We start from the raw sequence: 17,714 nt of genomic DNA on the forward strand, positions 1-17,714 counted from the left end.
TACATCAGACCCTGTGGACCGGGCGCGACGTCGCTTCCCAGGCGCCGCCGACATCGGCAAGCCGCGCCTCGATGCATTCGACATCGAGCATGATCGCGCCGCCGCCCGAAAAGATCAGCTCGACGATGCCGGCCGGTTTGTCGAGCGCGAGAAAGCTGATCGCCAGCAGCGACAGCACCTCGTCCGGCTTGTCGCGGGCAATGCCGCTGGTCTTGGCGCCGAGCACCCGGTCGAAATGCAGCACGGCCTGCCGCCGCTCATTGTGCTGGCGGAAGAAGCCGGATTTCGCCTCCCAGACGAAGCGGTTCATGGTCAGCACGAAGCGCTTTACAGAAGGCAGGTATTCGAGATCGCTGACCTTCATGACAGCATCCTGGACATGCGCCGAGATGATGCTCAGATCCTGATCGTCGAGCGCGACAAGCTTGAGGCCATTCATGCGGAATTCGCACCTGCGAGTTGATTATTCGACCTTCTGTTAGGCGGTCTTTCCGGCTCGTGCAACCGCGCCGGAGGTCTTGGCCAGGCAATCGCCCCGGTCGGCGCTGCCCCTCATCCTCCTGCCAGGACCTTCTCCCCGTATAGGGACGGGTGTAGGGGCTGGCCGCAACCTCGGCACCCTCTCCGCAACGCCGGAGATTGGCGAAATCCTTCGCGAGGCGTCCCTTCTCCCCGTCCCTATACGGCGAGAAGATGCCGGCAGGCAGATGAGGGGCAGCGCCGACCTGAGCCTGCTATGGTCACCCCGAAATGCGCTCGATTTCCGCGCCGCAGCCAGACAGCTTTTCCTCCAGCCGCTCGAAGCCGCGGTCGAGATGGTAGACGCGGTTGACCGTGGTTTCGCCTTCGGCAGCAAGGCCGGCAATGACCAGCGACACCGAGGCCCGAAGATCGGTCGCCATGACTGGCGCGCCCTTCAGCTTCGCTACGCCGTCGACGATCGCCGTCTGGCCGGACAGCGTGATGTGGGCGCCGAGCCGGGCGAGTTCCTGGACGTGCATGAAGCGGTTTTCGAAGATCGTCTCGGTGATGCGCGACTTGCCCTTGGCCATCGTCATCAGGCCCATGAACTGCGCCTGAAGATCGGTCGGGAACGCCGGGAAGGGCGCCGTCGTCACATCGACCGGCGAAATGCCGGCGCCGTTGCGCCTGACGCGGATGCCGGAATTAGTCTGCGTGATCTCGGCGCCGGTCTGCGAAATGATGTCGAGCGCCGTCTGCAACAGGTCGGGCCGCGCGCCTTCCAGCACGACGTCGCCGCCGGTCATCGCCACCGCCATCGCATAGGTGCCGGTCTCGATGCGGTCGGGGATCACCCTGACGCGAGCACCCGACAGTGCCTCGACGCCGTCGATGGTGATGGTCGCCGTGCCGGCGCCCGAGATCTTCGCGCCCATGGCGTTGAGGCATTCGGCGAGGTTGACGATCTCCGGCTCGCGCGCGGCGTTTTCGAGCACCGTCTCGCCCTTGGCCAGCGAGGCCGCCATCATCAGCACATGGGTGGCGCCGACCGAAACTTTCGGGAACACATAACGGTTGCCGACAAGCCGGCCGTTCCTGGTCTTGGCGATGACGTAGCCGGTGTCGACGTCGATATCGGCGCCCAGCGCCTGCAGGCCTTCGAGGAAGAGGTCGACCGGCCGCGTGCCGATGGCGCAGCCGCCGGGCAGCGACACCTTGGCTTCGCCCATGCGGGCCAGCAGCGGTCCGATCACCCAGAACGACGCCCGCATCTTCGACACCAGCTCGTAAGGCGCCGTCGTGTCGACGATGTTGCGGGCCGAGAAAGTGATGGTGCGCGAATAGCCTTCCTGCTGCTTTTCGCGGCGGCCATTGACCGAATAGTCGACGCCGTGATTGCCGAGGATGCGGATCAACTGCTCGACATCGGCCAGATGCGGCACGTTTTCCAGCGTCAGCGTGTCATCGGTCAAAAGCGCGGCGATCATCAGCGGCAGCGCAGCGTTTTTCGCGCCCGAGATCGGAATGCTTCCGGCAAGCTTGTTGCCGCCGACAATTCTGATGCGATCCATGAAGAGCGTCCCCTCGGCGCCAAGGCCGGTTTAAATCGGTTGAGTCTGTTGCGGCCATCTAGACCATTGGCCGGCTTGGTTCAAGAAACAGGCTACTCCCCACTTTGGCCCACGCCGACTTGGCCAAAGTACCGGCGACCAACATAGCCGATTCGCGTTAATCTTTTTTCATCACCGCTTGCAGCCCCTCTGGCCGCTTGTCGGCGTCGCCGGCTCTTCGTGAGCGCGATTGCGCCTTGCGCTTCTGCAGGTTGGCGCGCAACTGCTCGGCCAGCCGGTCCTTGCTGCCCGTTCCGGCCTTTTTCGCTGAACCATCCTTCTTCGGTGATCCATCCTTGTTCGGAGAAACTGTCTTGCCGTTCATCGTTCTGCCCCCGGCCGGCGACCCGCCGGTGCATATAAAGGGATAGCCAACATTGTGGCACGGCCATGTCCGCAACGATCGCCCGGTGCGGCCTTTCAACCCGTCTTTGTCTTGGCCTTGCGCTTGCCGGTTCGATATGGCAGAAGCCCCGCCATCGGCGGCTGCGGTAGCTCAGTGGTAGAGCACTCCCTTGGTAAGGGAGAGGTCGAGAGTTCAATCCTCTCTCGCAGCACCAGTCTATCCGCACCATGCAGAGCTATGGCCATCGCCGCGCATGACCGACTGAGCAAATAGAGGCTATCAGGGCAGATCGCGACGCATACCGGCTGAATGATACGGAGCCGAGCTGCCTTGTGCCCGGCTCCTCCGGCTTTGACGGGAACCTATGCAGCGTCGCCTGTTAGTTGCCGACGTCGCCGCTCCGGAGCCGCTTCACGCACAAAGCGCGAAGGACCAGAGCGGCATCGGCGTAAGTGATCGCCTTTTCGCCGCCGAAAACCAGTGCATTGCCGACAACCTCTAGGACATCGCCCTCGATGCGCCAAGGAAGAATATCGGTGCAGGTCCGCATGCGGCCGAAGACCGAACTGATCGGCACCATCTGGTCCTCAAATTCCACGTGCGGCTCGTCCGTTCCCGGAATCCAGGTTTGGTAAGCTTCCAAGGCATCGTCGAAGGCTCCGTGCAAATGAATCGGAGCATGGCCCTCATGCAGTGCGGGTAAAAGGCGTGTGGTCATCGGTCTCCTCCTGGATCGCGGCAGCCAGCCAATGCTGCCAGGTAACCCCGCATTTCGATGATTGGTCTATGGCCGGATGCGACGGGCGCCTACCCAATAGCCGCAAGTGCCGATGCCCCAATAGAAGGCTTCATCCCGTCCTGAGCGGCGAAATTTCGCCTCGGAGTCAGAAGCGTCGTCCGCCTGCGCCTGATCCGGCGCATAACGTGAACGCTCCATGGGCGGGAAAAGGGCGCCGATCACGATCCTGATACAGCCCGGAACGGCTTCCAGAAATGTCTGCGTCATCGTCATCTCCTGATCCTGCGAACATGGACGGCGAAAAGTCAGGCACTTGAAGCGGGCAGTATGACCGGCTTCTTAGCAAATGTCTATCAAACTTGTAGACATTGGCTTGTAAGGAGCGAGCCTCAGACGAAATACCATGCGAGCTTGCCTGTGACTACGGTGGATGCTTGATCGCCAAGCTTCCTGCTATCCGCGCCTCGAACGGCCGCAGCTCCCGGTCTCTTGGCACTTTGCGACGGGGATCAGCTCCATCGCGCCTTCCTCGCGAGCGCGACGGATCTTCAGAATGATGATCCGTCCTTCATGAACCTTGGTCGAGCCGCCAACATGCGATCAGGTGCTCGTCGCCAGCTTGGCTGAGGGGCGGTTCGGCTTTCCAGCAATCGGCAACAGCGAGCGAGCAACGGCCGGCGAAGGCGCATCCCTGGCTCGGGCCCGCCGCGATGTCGGCCTGAGAGATGATCTTCGGCGCTGCATCGTCTGAAGACGCCGCCAGCAGCAGTTTCGTATAGGGATGATTGGGTCCGTGAAAAATCTGGTCGGATGAGCCGGTTTCGACCAGGCGGCCGCGGTACAGCACGCCGATCCTGTCGGCCATGTAGCGCACGACCCTGAGATCGTGGCTGATGAACAGATAGGTCGTGTCCTTGTCGCGCTGCAGGTCGTTGAGCAGGTTGAGAACAGTTGCCTGGACGGAAACGTCGAGCGCCGAAGTGGGTTCGTCGAGCACGACGACCTGCGGCACGCCGGCGAAGGCCCGTGCGATGGCCGCCCGTTGCCGCTGGCCGCCGGATAGTGATCGCGACTTCTGCTCGGCTGTGGCGCCGGCAAGGCGAACCGATTGCAGCAAATCGCTGACGCGGGCCTTTATCTCACTGCTGCGCAGGCCGGCGAGCCGGCGCAGCGGGCGGCCGAGGATCCTGCCGATTCGCTTACGCGGATTGAGCGTGCGATCCGGCGACTGGAAAACCATCTGCACATCGCGGCGTTCGCCAAGACTTCTCTTCTCGACGCGCGGTGCGACCTTCCTGCCGAACAGTTCGACCGATCCGGCGTCTGGCATCTGTAGGCCGGTGACGATCCTTGCCAGGGTCGACTTGCCGGAACCGGACTCGCCGATCAGCCCGAAGGTCTCGCCGTGGCCGATATCGAGATCGACATTGCTGAGCACCGGTTGGCTGCCGAAGGCATGGCTGATGCCTTTACAGGCGATCGCGATTCGGCGTTCTTTGCGCTCGCCGGCATCTTCATTCTGGACCGCCGAGTGCGATGGCAGGCCGTCCGTCTCCGCCAGTCTTCCATTCCGCTTCGTGTAGTTGAGCGCCGGGATCGAGGCGATCAGCGCCTTCGTATAGGCGTGAGAGGGGTTGTCGAAGACATCGCCGGCGGCGCCGCTTTCGACCACGGTTCCCGACTGCATCACCGCCACCCGGTCGCAGGAGCGGCGGATCATGTTGATGTCGTGGCTGATCAGCAGAATGCTGGTTTTGTGGTCCTTGCGCAGGCCGGAGAGGATAGCGATGATCTCGGACTGGACGCTGGCGTCGAGCGCCGTCGTCGGCTCGTCCAGCACCAGCAGCGACGGGTCGAGCGCAATCGCGATGGCGATGTTGGCGCGCTGCTGCATGCCGCCGGAGAGTTCGTGTGGATAGAGCCCCAGCACCCGCTCCGGATGGCTCACCCGAACGCACCCGAGCAGTTCGCAAGCCCGCTCGCGCGCCTCGTCATGGCGCACCGGGCGATGCCGCATGATCGTCTCGGTGATCTGGCGGCCGATCGTCATGCTTGGGTTGAGGGCCGCGCCCGGGTGCTGGTAGACGGCGGCGATATGATTTCCCCTGAGTTGGCGCAACTGCTCGGCGGAGAGGTCGCGGATTTCGCGGCCCTGGAACTCCAGCGCTGACGCCGCGATGCGGGCATTCTTCGGCAGATAGCGCAGGATGGCGAGCGCCACCGAGCTTTTCCCCGATCCGGACTCGCCAACAAGGCCGAGTGCTTCGCCTTCGCCTATGCGCAGGGAGACGCCACTGACGGCGGGATGCGATCCATTGCGCCCGTCATAGGCGATGGAAAGCTGGTCGACGTTCAGAACCGAGGAGGACATTGGGAGCTTGAAACCACTTTCTTCCAGCGTCGCGATCGAGGGCAATCGCTTCCACTTTTGCAATGCTTTATCTCTATAAAATTACTAGAATTAAGCCGGAGCGCAATCTAACTTTCATGGCTCAAGAGCGATTGTCGCCGCTTGCCGAAGCAGCGCGACAATCTCCGGAGCAGATTTGGCTCCAGGGCAGATCTGGAAGGAGACTGGCATGGCTCGAGACCACATGATCCTCAGCGCATTTTTCTTCAACCCGCAGGGCGATCATCGGATGTCGTGGCGCCATCCGCGGGCGCCGGGCCGGGAGGTGCTGGACTTCGAGTTCTACCGTGATCTCGTGCAGGCGGCCGAGCGGGCCAGGATCGACACCATCTTCGTCGCCGACCACGTTTCGATCTGGGATTCGGTCAAGAGCGGTGTCGCCCACTACGCCAATGCCCGCCTTGAGCCGTTGACGCTGCTGTCGGCACTGGCCGGCGTGACCAAACACATCGGCCTGATCACCACGGCGTCGAGTTCGTACAGCGAGCCCTACAATGTTGCGCGCATGTTCGCCTCGCTCGACCATATCAGCAAGGGCAGGGCGTCGTGGAACGTCGTCACATCGGCCATGGACGAGGAGGCGCGCAATTTCGGCCGCGACGGCAACACAGAACATGCGTTCCGCTATGAGCGCGCGGCCGAATTCCTCGATATCGTCAAGGCGCTTTGGGACAGCTGGGAAGACGAGGCGCTGCTGATCGACAAGGAGACGGGCTATTTCGCCGATCCCGACAAGGTCCACCCCATCGATCACAAGGGCAAGCACTTCAAGGTGCGCGGGCCGCTCAACGTCTCGCGGCCGCCGCAGGGCCACCCGCTGATCGTCCAGGCAGGCTCGTCCGAGGACGGCAAGAACTTCGCCGCCGCCCAGGCCGATGCCCACTTCGCCGTCTACAGCACCAAGGAGGATGGAATCAAATATCGCCAGGATATCAACGAGCGGCTTGCCCGCCACGGCAGGCGGCCGGAGAGCTTCAAGATCCTGCCGGGCATCCTGCCGATTGTCGCCGCTTCCGAGGCGGAAGGCCGCGAAAAGCAGGAATACCTCCAAACCCTGCTGCCCGATCAGGTCGGCATCGACCTTCTGTCCAGCTGGAGCGGCATCGATCTCTCCGTCTATCCGCCAGACGGGCCGCTGCCGCCGCTGCCGGACGAGAGCACCTTCAATGGCGGACGGACATCGCTCAACCGGGTCAAGGAATGGTCGAAGCAGAATCTCAGCCTACGCGACATCGCCCGCAAGCTCGCCAACAGCGGTTCGGTGCCGACCGTCGCCGGCACGCCCAAACAGATCGCCGACCAGTTGCAGGACTGGTTCGTTTCAGGCGCCGCCGACGGCTTCAACCTGATGTTCCCGCTGCTGCCCGAGGACTGGGTGAATTTCGCCGAGCAGGTGGTGCCGGAGCTGCAGCGCCGCGGCGTGTTCCCGACCGAATACGCGCCGGGAACGCTGCGCGACCGCTTCGGTCTGGCGCGGCCGGCAAACCGCTTCGCCGAGCAGCGCGACAACGCACGCGCCGTGTCCTGACCGGGAGAACGATCATGACCGTCGCGCCAAGATTGCAGCCTCGCGAAGCCACCGCGCCGCAGCTCGTCAATGTCCTGCACAGTCCCAAGCGTGTGCGCGTCAAATTCGGCGGCCGCACCATCGCCGACAGCCGCAACGTGCTGGTGCTGCGCTCCAACCATTTCCTGCCGATCTATTTCTTCCCGGCGTCAGCGGTAGATCCGTCGGTGCTGAAGCCCTCGCTGCATCGCGAACCGCATCCAGTCGGTGGCGAGACGGCCTATTGGGATATCGACAGCGGCGACAGGCGGAGTGCCAACGCGGCGTGGGCGTTCATCTCGCCGCCGGACGAAGCGCTGGCGTCCCTGGCCGGGCGGATCGCCTTCACCTGGAAGGCCGTCGACCAATGGTTCGAGGAGGACGAAGAGGTCTTCGTCCATGCGCGAGACCCTTATGCGCGCATTGATGTGCTGCAAAGCACGAGCCATGTGCAGGTCTGGTTCGACGGCGAGCCGATCGCCGACAGTCACCGCCCGGTGCTTTTGTTCGAGACGCATCTGCCGACGCGTTTCTATCTGCCGGCGGAAGACATCCGACTGGAGCGGCTGACGGCGTCCGTTACAACGACGCGATGTCCCTACAAGGGCATCGCCTCCTACTGGTCGGGGCTGCTGAGCGACGGAACGGTGCGCCCGGACATCGCCTGGAGCTACCGGGAACCAATCGCCGAAATGCCGAAGATCAAAGGCCTCATCGCCTTCTATCCGCAGGCCGTTGACCGCATCCATCTCGACGGCGAACCCGTCGCATAGGTTTTCAATTTTCATTTCAAAGCAGGGTTTTAACATGACCAAACGCAGGGATATCGACGCACTTCGCAGCCTGTCGGGGGACATCTGGAATGTCGCCGTCGACGAATATCAGGGCGGCTTTCTCAAGCGCCGCGATCTCCTGAAATACGCCGCACTGCTCGGCCTGACAGGCTTTGCCATCTCGCAGGGGTTCGGAGCCGCGCGCGCCGCGGCCGCCGGCGGTACGGTCCGTGTCGGGCTCGGTCAGCCGACCAAGGCGATCGATCCGGTTTCGGTGACCGATCCGGCCAGCATCGGGGTGATCAGCCAGGTCGGCGAATATCTGATCCTCGACGATCCGAAGGACGGTCTCCAGCCGAAGCTCGCTTTGTCCTGGGAGGCCGACGAGACAGCCAGCCGCTGGACCTTCAAATTGCGGCAAGGAGTGAAATTCCACGATGGCCGCGCCGTCACCGCCAGGGACGTGGTGGCGAGCTTCGAGCGGCTGGTCGATCCCGCCAGCGGCTCGTCGGCGCTCTCAGCCTACATGGGCATCCTGTCCAAGGGTGGCGCCAAGCTGGTCGATGACGAAACGGTCGCCTTCGATCTGGACGGTCCGAACAGCAATTTCCCTTTCTATGTCTCTTCCGACGTCTATAACGCCGTCATCCTGCCGGCCGACTATGCCGGCGATTTCGAGAAAAATTTCAACGGCACCGGCCCGTTCAAGCTCGAATCCTTCCGTCCCAAGCAAGGCGCCAGCTTCGTGCGCAATCCGGATTACTGGGGCGAGAAGGCACTTCCCGACCGCATTGAGATCAAGTTCTTCGACGACGAGCAGGCGCAGGTGCTGGCGCTGCAGGCCGGCCAGCTCGACGTCATCCCCAGCACGACGCGGTTGGAACTGGCGATCGAGGGCAACCCCAACTTCAAGCTGCTCAGCGTGCAGGCAAGCTCGCATGACCAGGTGCACCTCAGAACCGACCAGGCGCCGTTCACCGACAAGCGCATCCGCCGCGCGCTGGCACTCACCATCGACCGCGAGGCGGTGGTCAAGGGCCTGCTGAAGGGCCGCGCCATCGTCGGCAACGACACCCCGTTCGCGCCGATCTTCCCTTCGGCCGATCCGTCGGTGCCGCAGCGCAAGCAGGATATCACGGAGGCCAAGCGGCTGCTTGGCGAGGCCGGCGTGCCGAACGGCTTCGAGGTGACGCTGACCACCGAACGCGCCTATGACATTCCCGACTATGCGGTGATCATCCAGAACTTCGCCAAAAAGGTCGGCATCGATGTCAAGCTCAATGTCCTGCCGCAGGACGCCTATTACGGCTCGGCGACCTTCGGCAGCTCGCCCTGGCTGGATTCGGTTCTCGGCATCACCGACTACGGCCATCGCGGCACGCCCGACATCTTCCTCAACGCCACGCTGAAGAGTACGGGAGCCTGGAACGCGGCGCATTTCAACAACCCCGGCTATGATGCGCTGCTGCTCGACTACTCGAAGGCGCGTGACCTCAATGCCCAGCGCCTTGCTGCCGGCAAGATCCAGACGCTTTTGCTTGACGAGACGCCGGCGATCATCAGCTACTTCTCGCAATACAGCCGGATTGTCAGCTCGAAGGTCGAAGGCGTGCGCTTCACCGCAATCTCGCATCTGCTGCTCGATCGCGTTTCCTTCGTCCAGGCATGATCGCGACATGCTGACCGGCCGCATTCTGTCAGCGCGTGTGGGCACACTTGTCCTCACGCTGTGGCTTGTCAGTGTCCTGGTTTTCTTCGCCGGGCAGGTTTTGCCCGGCGATGTCGGCCGCGTGATGCTCGGGCCGTTTGCCGACGCGCAGGCGGTGGCGGAGCTGAACAAGCGGCTGGGCGCCGACCAGCCAGTTCTCGTCCAGTATTGGCTCTGGTTCAGCAAGGCGGTGTCAGGCGATTTCGGCACCTCGCTTTCGATGCGCGCGCCGGTGGCCCCGTTCGTGCTGGAGAGCCTGAAGCGCTCCGCATCCCTTGCCGGCATTATTTTGGTCTTTCTCATTCCGCTCGGAGTTGGCGGCGGTGTCATCGCCGGTCTCAACGCCGGGCGCCTCATCGACCGGCTGATCGTGATGGCGGGCGTCTCCTTCGGCATCGTCCCGGATTTTGTGTCCGGCCTGATGCTGCTCATCGTTTTCGGCCTGTGGCTGAACTGGTTCCCGATCTCAGGCGTTGCGCCGGATGGCGCGGGCTTCTGGACGCAAGGCTATTATCTGATCCTGCCGGCGCTGCCGCTGGTGCTCAATCTTGCCGGCTACATCGCCCGGATGACGCGGGCCGGCGTGATCGAGGCGATGGCCGCCGACTACACACGCACCGCCGTCCTGAAAGGGCTTGAGCGGCGCGAGATCATCCTTCGGCACGTGCTGCGCAATGCGCTGACCCCGACCATCGCGGTGCTGGCGACGCAGACCGGATACATGCTTGGCGGGCTGGTTGTGATCGAAGCGCTGTTCGGCATCCAGGGACTTGGCAATCTGGTTCTGAACGCGGCCAAGGCGCGAGATTTCCCGATGCTTGAAGCGGGGGTGCTGGTGATGGCGGCAATCTTTGTTCTTTCGGCGGCGGCGGGCGACTTCGTGCTGGCCTTGCTCGATCCGCGGCAACGCCGTCGGACCTCGCCATGACGGATCTGACGGAGTTTCCCGCATCACGGCGCGCCGTGGCCGGTTTTCCGGCGGTGCGCAGGATCGGCAGTGCCTTCTCCGGACTGCCCCCATCGGTCGTGATCGGAACGCTGCTGCTACTGTTCTGGGTCGTATGCGCGGTAGCAGGCAATCTTTTCGTTCCGTATGATCCCTATGCCGAGGATTTTCTGGCGATGCTGACGCCGCCCGATGCCTCGCACTGGTTCGGGACCGATCAGCTCGGCCGCGACGTGCTGTCCCGCATTATCGTCGGATCGCGCGATATCCTGCTGGTTGCGCCGCTGGCGACGCTGGTCGGCGTTGCCGCCGGCAGCATCATCGGCCTGGTGCTCGGCTATTTCGATGGCCTCACCGATGCCATCGGCGCGCGGTTGCTCGATACACTGATGGCGTTTCCATTCATCGTTCTCGTCACCATGACGCTGGTGGCGATCGGGCCGTCGAACCTGACGGTCGTCCTGGTGATCGGCATCGCCTATGCGCCGCTGGTGGCGCGCACCGTCCGCGCCGCCGTGCGCGAGCAGAAGCAGCGCGACTATGTCAGCGCCGCCCGGCTTGGCGGCGAAGGCGCGCTCGCCATCATGTTCCTGGAGATATTGCCCAACATCAGGGAGACCATCCTCATCGAGTTCGTCACTCGGCTGGGCTACGCGTTCTTTTCGATCGCGACGCTGAGTTTTCTGGGCCTCGGCATCCAGCCGCCTTCCGCCGATTGGGGGCTAGCCGTCGCCGACGGCTACGGCTTCCTGACCGGCGGTAAATGGTGGGTCGTCGTTTTCAATTCCGGCGCGATCGTTTCACTGGTCATGGCAACGAACCTAATTGCCCAAGGCTTAGGCGCGTTTGAAAATGGTGATGGATGAATGCGAAGCCGTATTGATGGCCTGAGCTTCGGTCTGCTCGCTATACGGACATTGCTACGTCCATTAGCAGAACGGCATTTTTCTCCGCGAGGCCGAAAAATCGGAACGTAGTTCCTTATCTCTATAGATTTTGTCGAATATCGTCTGCCCCGGTTTGGAAATGACCCGATGCGCATGCAGGGTCCGGGAGATTGACGAGTTGGCAAGGCTATCGGTTCTCGGAATATCCGGCGGCGTAAGCACACCATCGCGCACTACCGCGGTGGTCAACGCGCTGGTCAAGGCAGTCGCCTTGCGCGTCCCGGCAGACACCGGCCTGATCGAAATCACCGAGGCGGCGCCTTCGATTTTCGCCGGGCTGTCTCGTCGTGCGCTCGGCGCGTCTGGCGAAGCGATCATCCAGCGTGTCGAGAAGGCCGACCTGCTCGTGGTCGGAACGCCGGTCTATCGGGCGTCCTACACCGGCGCTCTCAAGCACCTGTTCGACCTCGTCGATCATTGTGCACTGACGGGCAAGACCGTGCTTCTCGCGGCAACCGGCGGAAGTCCATACCATGGCCTGGTTCTCGAACATCAGCTCCGGCCATTGTTCGGTTTTTTCGGGGCCGTCACCGTCCCGACCGGCGTCTACGGCGCGCCCGACGATTTCGTCGATGCCAAGATCGTCGGCGCGGCGATTATCGAGCGCATCTCACGGGCCGCTACCGAAGCGGTCTCGTTGCTTAATTCCAGTGATGCAAACACTGCCGTCGTCACGCGCGTCGGTTGAAGCCAATCAAAAGGGGAAACGAACGAAATGACCTCGAATTCCGACAACGTGAAATTCGCCTACTGGGTCCCGAACGTTTCGGGCGGCCTTGTCATCTCCAACATCGAGCAGCGGACCGGCTGGGACATCGATTATAACCGCAAGCTCGCCCAGATCGCCGAGGCCAACGGCTTCGACTACGCGCTGAGCCAAATACGCTTCACGGCCGGCTATGGCGCCGACAACCAGCACGAATCCGTATCGTTCAGCCATGCCTTGCTTGCGGCGACCACAACGCTGAAAGTCATCGCGGCGATCCTGCCCGGCCCATGGAATCCAGCGCTGGCGGCCAAGCAGATAGCCACCATCAACCACCTGACCAATGGCCGTGTCGCCGTCAATGTCGTCAGCGGGTGGTTCCGCGGTGAGTTCGCCGCCATCGGCGAGCTGTGGCTCGACCATGACGAGCGCTATCGCCGTTCGGAGGAATTCATCCGTGCGCTGCGCGGCATCTGGACCGAGGACAATTTCACTCTGAAGGGCGACTTCTATCGCTTTACCAACTACTCGATGAAGCCGAAGCCGATCGATCCGCAGCCGGAGATCTTCCAGGGCGGCTCATCACGCGCGGCGCGCGACATGGCTGCGCGGGTTTCCGACTGGTATTTCACCAACGGCAACACGCCGGAAGAGATCAAGAAGCAGGTTGACGACATCAAGACCAAGGCGAAGGCCAATGGCCACAAGGTCAAGATCGGCGTCAACGCCTTTGCCATCGCTCGCGAAACCGAGGCAGAAGCGCGCACCGTGCTCGACGAGATCATCGCCAAGGCCAATCCGGAGGCGGTTCAGGGTTTCGCCGATCAGGTCAAGAATGCCGGCAAGGCGTCGCCGGAAGGCGTGGGTAACTGGGCGAAATCCTCTTTCGAGGATCTTGTCCAATACAATGACGGCTTCCGCAGCAATCTCATCGGCACGCCGGAACAGATTGCCGAACGCATCCTCAAGCTGAAGGATGCCGGCGCGGATCTGATACTGTTCGGCTTCCTGCATTTCCAGGAAGAGGTGGAGTTCTTCGGCAAGCGCGTCATCCCTCTGGTGCGCGAACTGGAAGCGGCGCGCGACAGGGAGCTCGTCGCCGCGGAATAGGACAGGCGCGGCCTTCAGGCCGCCGCCCGCACGCCTTCAAAATCAGGGACGTTTCATGATTGGTGCTTCGCTGGGAGCCGCCGCATACGAGCGCGCGCCCGAAATTTCCGGCATTCTTGCTGGTGCTGGTCCCGTCGAGGACACGCACCCGGCGCGCCTGTCGGCAAAGGCTGATGCGATCCTGGCGCTGGGCGGGATCAGCATTTCCTTTGGTGGCGTCACGGCACTGCGGGATGTCGACCTCGAGGTCAAAAGCCGCGAGATTCGCGCTGTGATCGGTCCCAATGGCGCCGGCAAATCCTCGCTGATCAACATCATCAGCGGCCTCTATCACGCCGATCAGGGCAAGATCGCGATCGATGGCCAGTCCTTCTTCCGGGTGTCGGCAAGCCGTCTGGCACGGCTCGGCGTCGCGCGCACCTTCCAGAACCTGGCACTGTTCGGTGGGCTTTCAGTGAGCGACAACATCGCGTCGGGCCGCGTCCACACCCGGCGCGCCAGCTTCGTCGAACATATCGCCGGTCTACCGCGCGCCCGGCGCGAAGATGCCGCGATCGCTGAAAAGGTCGACCAGACAATCGCCTTCCTGCATCTCGAGGCCGTCGCCGATCGTCTGGTCGCAACGCTGCCCTACGGCCTGCAGAAGCGGGTCGAACTGGCGCGCGCGCTTGTCGCCGAGCCGAAGATCCTGCTGCTCGACGAGCCGATGGCCGGCATGACGGCGACCGAGAAGGCCGAGATGGCCGGTTTCGTGCGCGCGGCGCGCGACCGGCATAACGTCACCATCATCCTCATCGAACACGACATCGGCGTGGTCATGGGGCTCTCCGACCGCGTCGCCGTGCTCGACTACGGCCGCAAGATCGCTGACGGGACACCGGCCGAGGTCAGGGCCAATCCGGCGGTGATCCGGGCCTATATCGGCACCGCCGAAGGCGAACATGGCGAGGGCATCTGATGAGCTACTATGATTTCCTCTTCGTCATCGAGGTGCTGGTCGGTGGCTTGCTCTCAGGCGTCATGTATTCGCTCGTCGCCATCGGTTTCGTGCTGATCTACAAGACGTCGGGCGTGCTGAACTTCGCGCAAGGGTCGATGGTGCTGTTCGCCGCACTCACCTTTGTCAGCCTTGTCGAACGCGGCATCCCGTTTGCGCTTTCGCTGCTCATTACCCTCGCGGTCATGGTTGCGCTGGGCTTCACCATCGAGCGAACTGTGCTGAGGCCGCTGGTCAATCGCTCGCCGATGACGCTGTTCATGGCCACGCTTGGCCTGTCTTACATCATTGAAGGCGCTGCCCAGTTGGTGTGGGGCACGCAGGTGCACGGGCTCGATCTCGGCATCGACGACACGCCGTTCGAGGTCGGCGGTATCCTGATATCGTCGTTCGATCTTCTTGCTGCAGGCATTGCCGCGGCGATGGTCGCCGGCTTGAGCGCATTCTTCTATTGGACCCGCATCGGCCTGGCGTTTCGCGCCGTCGCAGACGACCAGTTCGCCGCGCTCGCCGTCGGGCTGCGGCTGCCCCGGATCTGGGGGACGGTGTGGACGGCCGCGGGGTTCGTGGCACTGGTCGCGGGGCTCTTGTGGGGCGCGCGCCTCGGCGTCCAGTTCTCGCTGTCGCTGATCGTGCTGAAGGCGCTGCCGGTGCTGGTGCTTGGCGGCTTCGATTCCATCCTCGGCGCCATCGTCGGCGGCCTCATCATCGGCGCCAGCGAGAAGCTCGCCGAGGTCTACCTCGGACCCTTTTTCGGTGGCGGCATCGAAGGCTGGTTCGCCTATGCGCTGGCGCTGGTCGTCCTGCTGGTGCGCCCCTCCGGCCTGTTTGGCCAGAAGACTGTCGAAAGGGTCTGACCGATGGCCGTGCAAGCGCTCGATGCCGCAAGGCTTCCCATCGACTGGCAGAGGTTAGCTCTGCCCGTCGCCCTGATTGCCGTGGCCTACGGCCTGATCCCCGCCTATGCGTCGAGCTATCTCGTCGAGGCGATCCTGCTGCCGTTCCTTGCGCTCAGCCTGGCGGCGGTCGGCCTCAACCTTTTGACCGGCTATTGCGGCCAGCTTTCGCTGGGCTCCTCCGCCTTCATGGCGGTCGGCGCTTTCGCCGCCTACAATTTCAACCTTCGGGTCGAAGGACTGCCGCTGGCTGCAACCATGATCCTGGCCGGGATTTCGGCCGCCGGCATCGGCGTCGTGTTCGGATTGCCGAGCCTGCGCCTGCGCGGCTTCTATCTCGCCGTCTCGACGCTCGCCGCCCAGTTCTTCGTGCAGTGGGCGCTGACCAAGTTCGGCTGGTTCTCCAACGACAACCCTTCCGGGGTGATCTCGGCGCCGCACCTTGCCGTTGCGGGCTTCTCGCTCGACAGGGCGACGGGCCGCTACCTGCTCTCGGTGACCACGGTTATCGTGCTCACGGCGCTCGTCTGGCGCCTGGTCAACAGCGCGACCGGCCGCAATTTCATCGCCGTGCGCGACAACGAAACCGCCGCGCGGGTGATCGGCGTCCCTGTGCTGAAGACCAAGCTGCTCGCGTTCGCCATCTCGTCCTTCATCATCGGCGTCGCCGGGGTGCTGTGGGCCTTCACCTATCTGCGCACCGTCGAGCCGGCCGGCTTCAATCTCGACCGCTCGTTCCAGATCCTGTTCATCATCATCATCGGCGGGCTGGCCTCGATACGCGGCGCCTTTCTGGGAGCGGCGTTCATCGTCATCTTTCCGCTCATCCTGTCGCGGCTTGGCGCCTTCCTGTTTGGCGGACTGTTCGATTCGGGTGTTCTCGACATGAGCCAGCGCATCGTGCTCGGCGCGCTCATCATCATCTTCCTCATCGCGGAACCGAACGGGCTGTCGGCCCTCTTCGACCGCCTGAAACGACGGATCGGCTCAAGGTCCAGCTGAGCGCCGCTCGACATCCTCTCACGGACCACAACCTCAGGAGACGCAATCCATGACCTTCTTCAGTCACCTCAAGAAAGCGGCGATCGCCACGGCCTTCGTCCTCGGCGCGACGGCGGTCCACGCCGACGAGCAGTATTTTCCCCTGCAGAGCTACCGCGTCGGCCCTTATGCCGCCGGCGGCACCGGCTTCTTCGGCGGCTTCATCGACTATCTCAACCTGATCAACATCCGCGACGGCGGCGTCAACGGCGTCAAGCTGACCTGGAGCGAGGGCGAGACGCAGTATGAGGTCGAGAAGGGCGTCGAGGTCTATGAACGATTGAAGAGCAATCCCGGCATCGCCGCCTGGAACCCGCTTTCGGTCGGCATCGCCTATGCCATGATCGACCGCATCACCGATGACAAGGTGCCGCTGATCACCATCAACCACGGCCGCACCGACACCACGGACGGACGCGTGTTCCCCTACGTCTTCCCGCTGCTGCTCAATCCCTACAGCGAGACCTCGGGCATCGTGAACTATATCGCCTCCAAGGAAGGTGGCCTCGACAAGCTCAAGGGCAAGAAGATCGTCGTGCTCTATCACGGCTCGCCCTACGGCAAGGAGACGATCCCGATCTATGAATTGCTGTCGCAGAAATACGGCTTCGAGCTGTCGCAGATCGAGGTTCCGCATCCCGGCAACGAACAGCAGGCGCAGTGGCTGACGATCCGTCGCGAGCATCCCGACTATGTGGTGCTGCGCGGCTGGGGCGTGATGAACCCGGTTGCGCTCAAGACCGCGCAGAAGACCGGCTTCCCGGCCGATCACATCGTCGGCAACGTCTGGTCGAACTCCGAAGAGGACGTGATCCCCGCGGGCGACGCCGCCAAGGGCTATACGGCCATCACCACCCAGGCATCGGGCGAGCAGTATCCGGTGGTCCAGGAGATCGTCAAAACGGTCTACGACGCCGGCAAGGGTAACCTTGAGGACAAGAGCCGGATCGGTTCGGTCTACCATAATCTGGGCATCGTTAACGGCATCCTCAATGTCGAGGCGGTCCGCATCGCGCAGGCCAAGTTCGGCAACCGCACATTGACCGGCGATGAAGTGCGCTGGGGCTTCGAGCATCTCAAGCTCGATCCGGCGCGCGTCGAGGCGCTCGGCGCTAAGGATCTGTTCCATTCCATCAACGTCTCCTGGGACAATCACGAAGGTGACGGCTACGTGACCTTCCAGCAGTGGGACGGCAAGAAGTGGAACGTCGTCTCCGACTGGATTGCGCCCGACTGGAAGCTGCTGCGTCCGATCATCGAGAAGTCGTCCGAAGCTTATGCCAAGGAAAAGGGCATCAAGATCCGCACGGCCGAAGACGCCGAAGCAGTGGTCAGCAACTGAAGTCCAACAACTCGCGGCCGGGCCCCCGGGCGGGCGGGGTTTTCGGGCGGTTTGGGGGGGATGGAGGTGGCGCCCCGGGAATACGGAGCTGTGGGGCAGGGGCGGGGGGGGGGGGTACAACCGCGCCCAACCCCC

The 17,714-nt window shown here is 63.0% G+C and carries 17 protein-coding genes and 1 tRNA gene; 12 read left to right on the top strand and 6 right to left on the bottom strand.

Annotated elements, in window-relative coordinates; genetic code table 11:
* Nucleotides 1-4: 4 nt before the first annotated feature.
* The 3 genes from NKH28_RS03170 to NKH28_RS03180 form a co-directional block, all read right to left on the bottom strand.
* Nucleotides 5-439 (bottom strand): DUF2948 family protein, encoded by a 435-nt coding sequence (locus NKH28_RS03170; RefSeq protein WP_352470153.1) that lies wholly within the window; start codon nt 437-439, stop codon nt 5-7.
* A 301-nt stretch (nt 440-740) separates the two neighbouring features.
* On the bottom strand, nt 741-2,033 hold the full coding sequence (gene murA / locus NKH28_RS03175) for a UDP-N-acetylglucosamine 1-carboxyvinyltransferase (RefSeq protein ID WP_023677408.1): 1,293 nt from the start codon (nt 2,031-2,033) through the stop codon (nt 741-743).
* Between the two features lie 157 nt (nt 2,034-2,190).
* The gene (locus NKH28_RS03180; protein WP_352977745.1) at nt 2,191-2,397 is read right to left on the bottom strand and encodes a hypothetical protein; all 207 of its coding nucleotides are present in this window, start codon (nt 2,395-2,397) and stop codon (nt 2,191-2,193) included.
* 160 nt (nt 2,398-2,557) lie between these two features.
* Here NKH28_RS03180 and NKH28_RS03185 point away from each other — a divergent pair.
* Nucleotides 2,558-2,632, top strand: a tRNA-Thr gene (locus tag NKH28_RS03185).
* A gap of 165 nt (nt 2,633-2,797) precedes the next feature.
* Here the strand turns inward: NKH28_RS03185 and NKH28_RS03190 are convergent.
* The 3 genes from NKH28_RS03190 to NKH28_RS03200 all read right to left on the bottom strand — a co-directional run bounded on the left by NKH28_RS03190 (nt 2,798) and on the right by NKH28_RS03200 (nt 5,528).
* Nucleotides 2,798-3,136 (bottom strand): BRA0787 family protein, encoded by a 339-nt coding sequence (locus NKH28_RS03190; RefSeq protein WP_352613946.1) that lies wholly within the window; start codon nt 3,134-3,136, stop codon nt 2,798-2,800.
* Nucleotides 3,137-3,202: 66 nt separating this feature from the next.
* Complete coding sequence (locus tag NKH28_RS03195) at nt 3,203-3,430, bottom strand: hypothetical protein (protein ID WP_352541336.1); 228 nt, start codon at nt 3,428-3,430, stop codon at nt 3,203-3,205.
* 295 nt (nt 3,431-3,725) lie between these two features.
* The gene (locus tag NKH28_RS03200; protein ID WP_352774727.1) at nt 3,726-5,528 is read right to left on the bottom strand and encodes a dipeptide ABC transporter ATP-binding protein; all 1,803 of its coding nucleotides are present in this window, start codon (nt 5,526-5,528) and stop codon (nt 3,726-3,728) included.
* Nucleotides 5,529-5,736: 208 nt separating this feature from the next.
* Between NKH28_RS03200 and NKH28_RS03205 the strand changes: the two genes are divergently transcribed.
* The 11 genes from NKH28_RS03205 (at nt 5,737) to NKH28_RS03255 (ending at nt 17,579) form a co-directional block, all read left to right on the top strand.
* Nucleotides 5,737-7,095 (top strand): LLM class flavin-dependent oxidoreductase, encoded by a 1,359-nt coding sequence (locus NKH28_RS03205; RefSeq protein ID WP_352977747.1) that lies wholly within the window; start codon nt 5,737-5,739, stop codon nt 7,093-7,095.
* A gap of 14 nt (nt 7,096-7,109) precedes the next feature.
* A complete protein-coding gene (locus tag NKH28_RS03210; protein ID WP_352977749.1) occupies nt 7,110-7,886 on the top strand; it encodes a DUF427 domain-containing protein in 777 nt (258 codons plus the stop codon).
* Between the two features lie 34 nt (nt 7,887-7,920).
* Complete coding sequence (locus NKH28_RS03215; RefSeq protein WP_352977751.1) at nt 7,921-9,555, top strand: ABC transporter substrate-binding protein; 1,635 nt, start codon at nt 7,921-7,923, stop codon at nt 9,553-9,555.
* Between the two features lie 7 nt (nt 9,556-9,562).
* Nucleotides 9,563-10,522 carry an ABC transporter permease gene (locus NKH28_RS03220; RefSeq protein ID WP_352453579.1) on the top strand — a complete coding sequence of 320 codons (960 nt, stop codon included), beginning with the start codon at nt 9,563-9,565 and terminating at the stop codon, nt 10,520-10,522.
* The gene (locus NKH28_RS03225; RefSeq protein WP_352774736.1) at nt 10,519-11,406 is read left to right on the top strand and encodes an ABC transporter permease; all 888 of its coding nucleotides are present in this window, start codon (nt 10,519-10,521) and stop codon (nt 11,404-11,406) included. The genes NKH28_RS03220 and NKH28_RS03225 overlap by 4 nt, the downstream gene beginning before the upstream one ends.
* 199 nt (nt 11,407-11,605) lie before the next feature.
* The gene (msuE, locus tag NKH28_RS03230) at nt 11,606-12,175 is read left to right on the top strand and encodes an FMN reductase (RefSeq protein WP_352977753.1); all 570 of its coding nucleotides are present in this window, start codon (nt 11,606-11,608) and stop codon (nt 12,173-12,175) included.
* A gap of 27 nt (nt 12,176-12,202) precedes the next feature.
* Entirely contained in the window at nt 12,203-13,303 is a 1,101-nt protein-coding gene (gene sfnG, locus NKH28_RS03235) for a dimethylsulfone monooxygenase SfnG (protein WP_352977755.1), read from the top strand.
* A gap of 55 nt (nt 13,304-13,358) precedes the next feature.
* The gene (locus NKH28_RS03240; RefSeq protein WP_352977757.1) at nt 13,359-14,261 is read left to right on the top strand and encodes an ABC transporter ATP-binding protein; all 903 of its coding nucleotides are present in this window, start codon (nt 13,359-13,361) and stop codon (nt 14,259-14,261) included.
* Nucleotides 14,261-15,157 carry a branched-chain amino acid ABC transporter permease gene (locus NKH28_RS03245; protein WP_352541345.1) on the top strand — a complete coding sequence of 299 codons (897 nt, stop codon included), beginning with the start codon at nt 14,261-14,263 and terminating at the stop codon, nt 15,155-15,157. The genes NKH28_RS03240 and NKH28_RS03245 overlap by 1 nt, the downstream gene beginning before the upstream one ends.
* A gap of 3 nt (nt 15,158-15,160) precedes the next feature.
* The gene (locus NKH28_RS03250) at nt 15,161-16,198 is read left to right on the top strand and encodes a branched-chain amino acid ABC transporter permease (RefSeq protein ID WP_023722896.1); all 1,038 of its coding nucleotides are present in this window, start codon (nt 15,161-15,163) and stop codon (nt 16,196-16,198) included.
* A 49-nt stretch (nt 16,199-16,247) separates the two neighbouring features.
* Nucleotides 16,248-17,579, top strand: a complete 1,332-nt coding sequence (locus NKH28_RS03255) for an ABC transporter substrate-binding protein (protein WP_352541347.1) — start codon at nt 16,248-16,250, stop codon at nt 17,577-17,579.
* The last annotated feature ends 135 nt before the right edge of the window (nt 17,580-17,714 follow it).

The sequence above is a fragment of the Mesorhizobium sp. M1227 genome, assembly GCF_040318315.1.
Taxonomy (GTDB): domain Bacteria; phylum Pseudomonadota; class Alphaproteobacteria; order Rhizobiales; family Rhizobiaceae; genus Mesorhizobium.

Bases quoted from the DNA above. Each gene is read 5' to 3' on its own strand.
- NKH28_RS03170 (WP_352470153.1), bottom strand. From the start codon at position 439: ATGAATGGCCTCAAGCTTGTCGCGCTCGACGATCAGGATCTGAGCATC.
- murA (WP_023677408.1), bottom strand. From the start codon at position 2,033: ATGGATCGCATCAGAATTGTCGGCGGCAACAAGCTTGCCGGAAGCATT.
- NKH28_RS03180 (WP_352977745.1), bottom strand. From the start codon at position 2,397: ATGAACGGCAAGACAGTTTCTCCGAACAAGGATGGATCACCGAAGAAG.
- NKH28_RS03190 (WP_352613946.1), bottom strand. From the start codon at position 3,136: ATGACCACACGCCTTTTACCCGCACTGCATGAGGGCCATGCTCCGATT.
- NKH28_RS03195 (WP_352541336.1), bottom strand. From the start codon at position 3,430: ATGACGATGACGCAGACATTTCTGGAAGCCGTTCCGGGCTGTATCAGG.
- NKH28_RS03200 (WP_352774727.1), bottom strand. From the start codon at position 5,528: ATGTCCTCCTCGGTTCTGAACGTCGACCAGCTTTCCATCGCCTATGAC.
- NKH28_RS03205 (WP_352977747.1), top strand. From the start codon at position 5,737: ATGGCTCGAGACCACATGATCCTCAGCGCATTTTTCTTCAACCCGCAG.
- NKH28_RS03210 (WP_352977749.1), top strand. From the start codon at position 7,110: ATGACCGTCGCGCCAAGATTGCAGCCTCGCGAAGCCACCGCGCCGCAG.
- NKH28_RS03215 (WP_352977751.1), top strand. From the start codon at position 7,921: ATGACCAAACGCAGGGATATCGACGCACTTCGCAGCCTGTCGGGGGAC.
- NKH28_RS03220 (WP_352453579.1), top strand. From the start codon at position 9,563: ATGCTGACCGGCCGCATTCTGTCAGCGCGTGTGGGCACACTTGTCCTC.
- NKH28_RS03225 (WP_352774736.1), top strand. From the start codon at position 10,519: ATGACGGATCTGACGGAGTTTCCCGCATCACGGCGCGCCGTGGCCGGT.
- sfnG (WP_352977755.1), top strand. From the start codon at position 12,203: ATGACCTCGAATTCCGACAACGTGAAATTCGCCTACTGGGTCCCGAAC.
- NKH28_RS03240 (WP_352977757.1), top strand. From the start codon at position 13,359: ATGATTGGTGCTTCGCTGGGAGCCGCCGCATACGAGCGCGCGCCCGAA.
- NKH28_RS03245 (WP_352541345.1), top strand. From the start codon at position 14,261: ATGAGCTACTATGATTTCCTCTTCGTCATCGAGGTGCTGGTCGGTGGC.
- NKH28_RS03250 (WP_023722896.1), top strand. From the start codon at position 15,161: ATGGCCGTGCAAGCGCTCGATGCCGCAAGGCTTCCCATCGACTGGCAG.
- NKH28_RS03255 (WP_352541347.1), top strand. From the start codon at position 16,248: ATGACCTTCTTCAGTCACCTCAAGAAAGCGGCGATCGCCACGGCCTTC.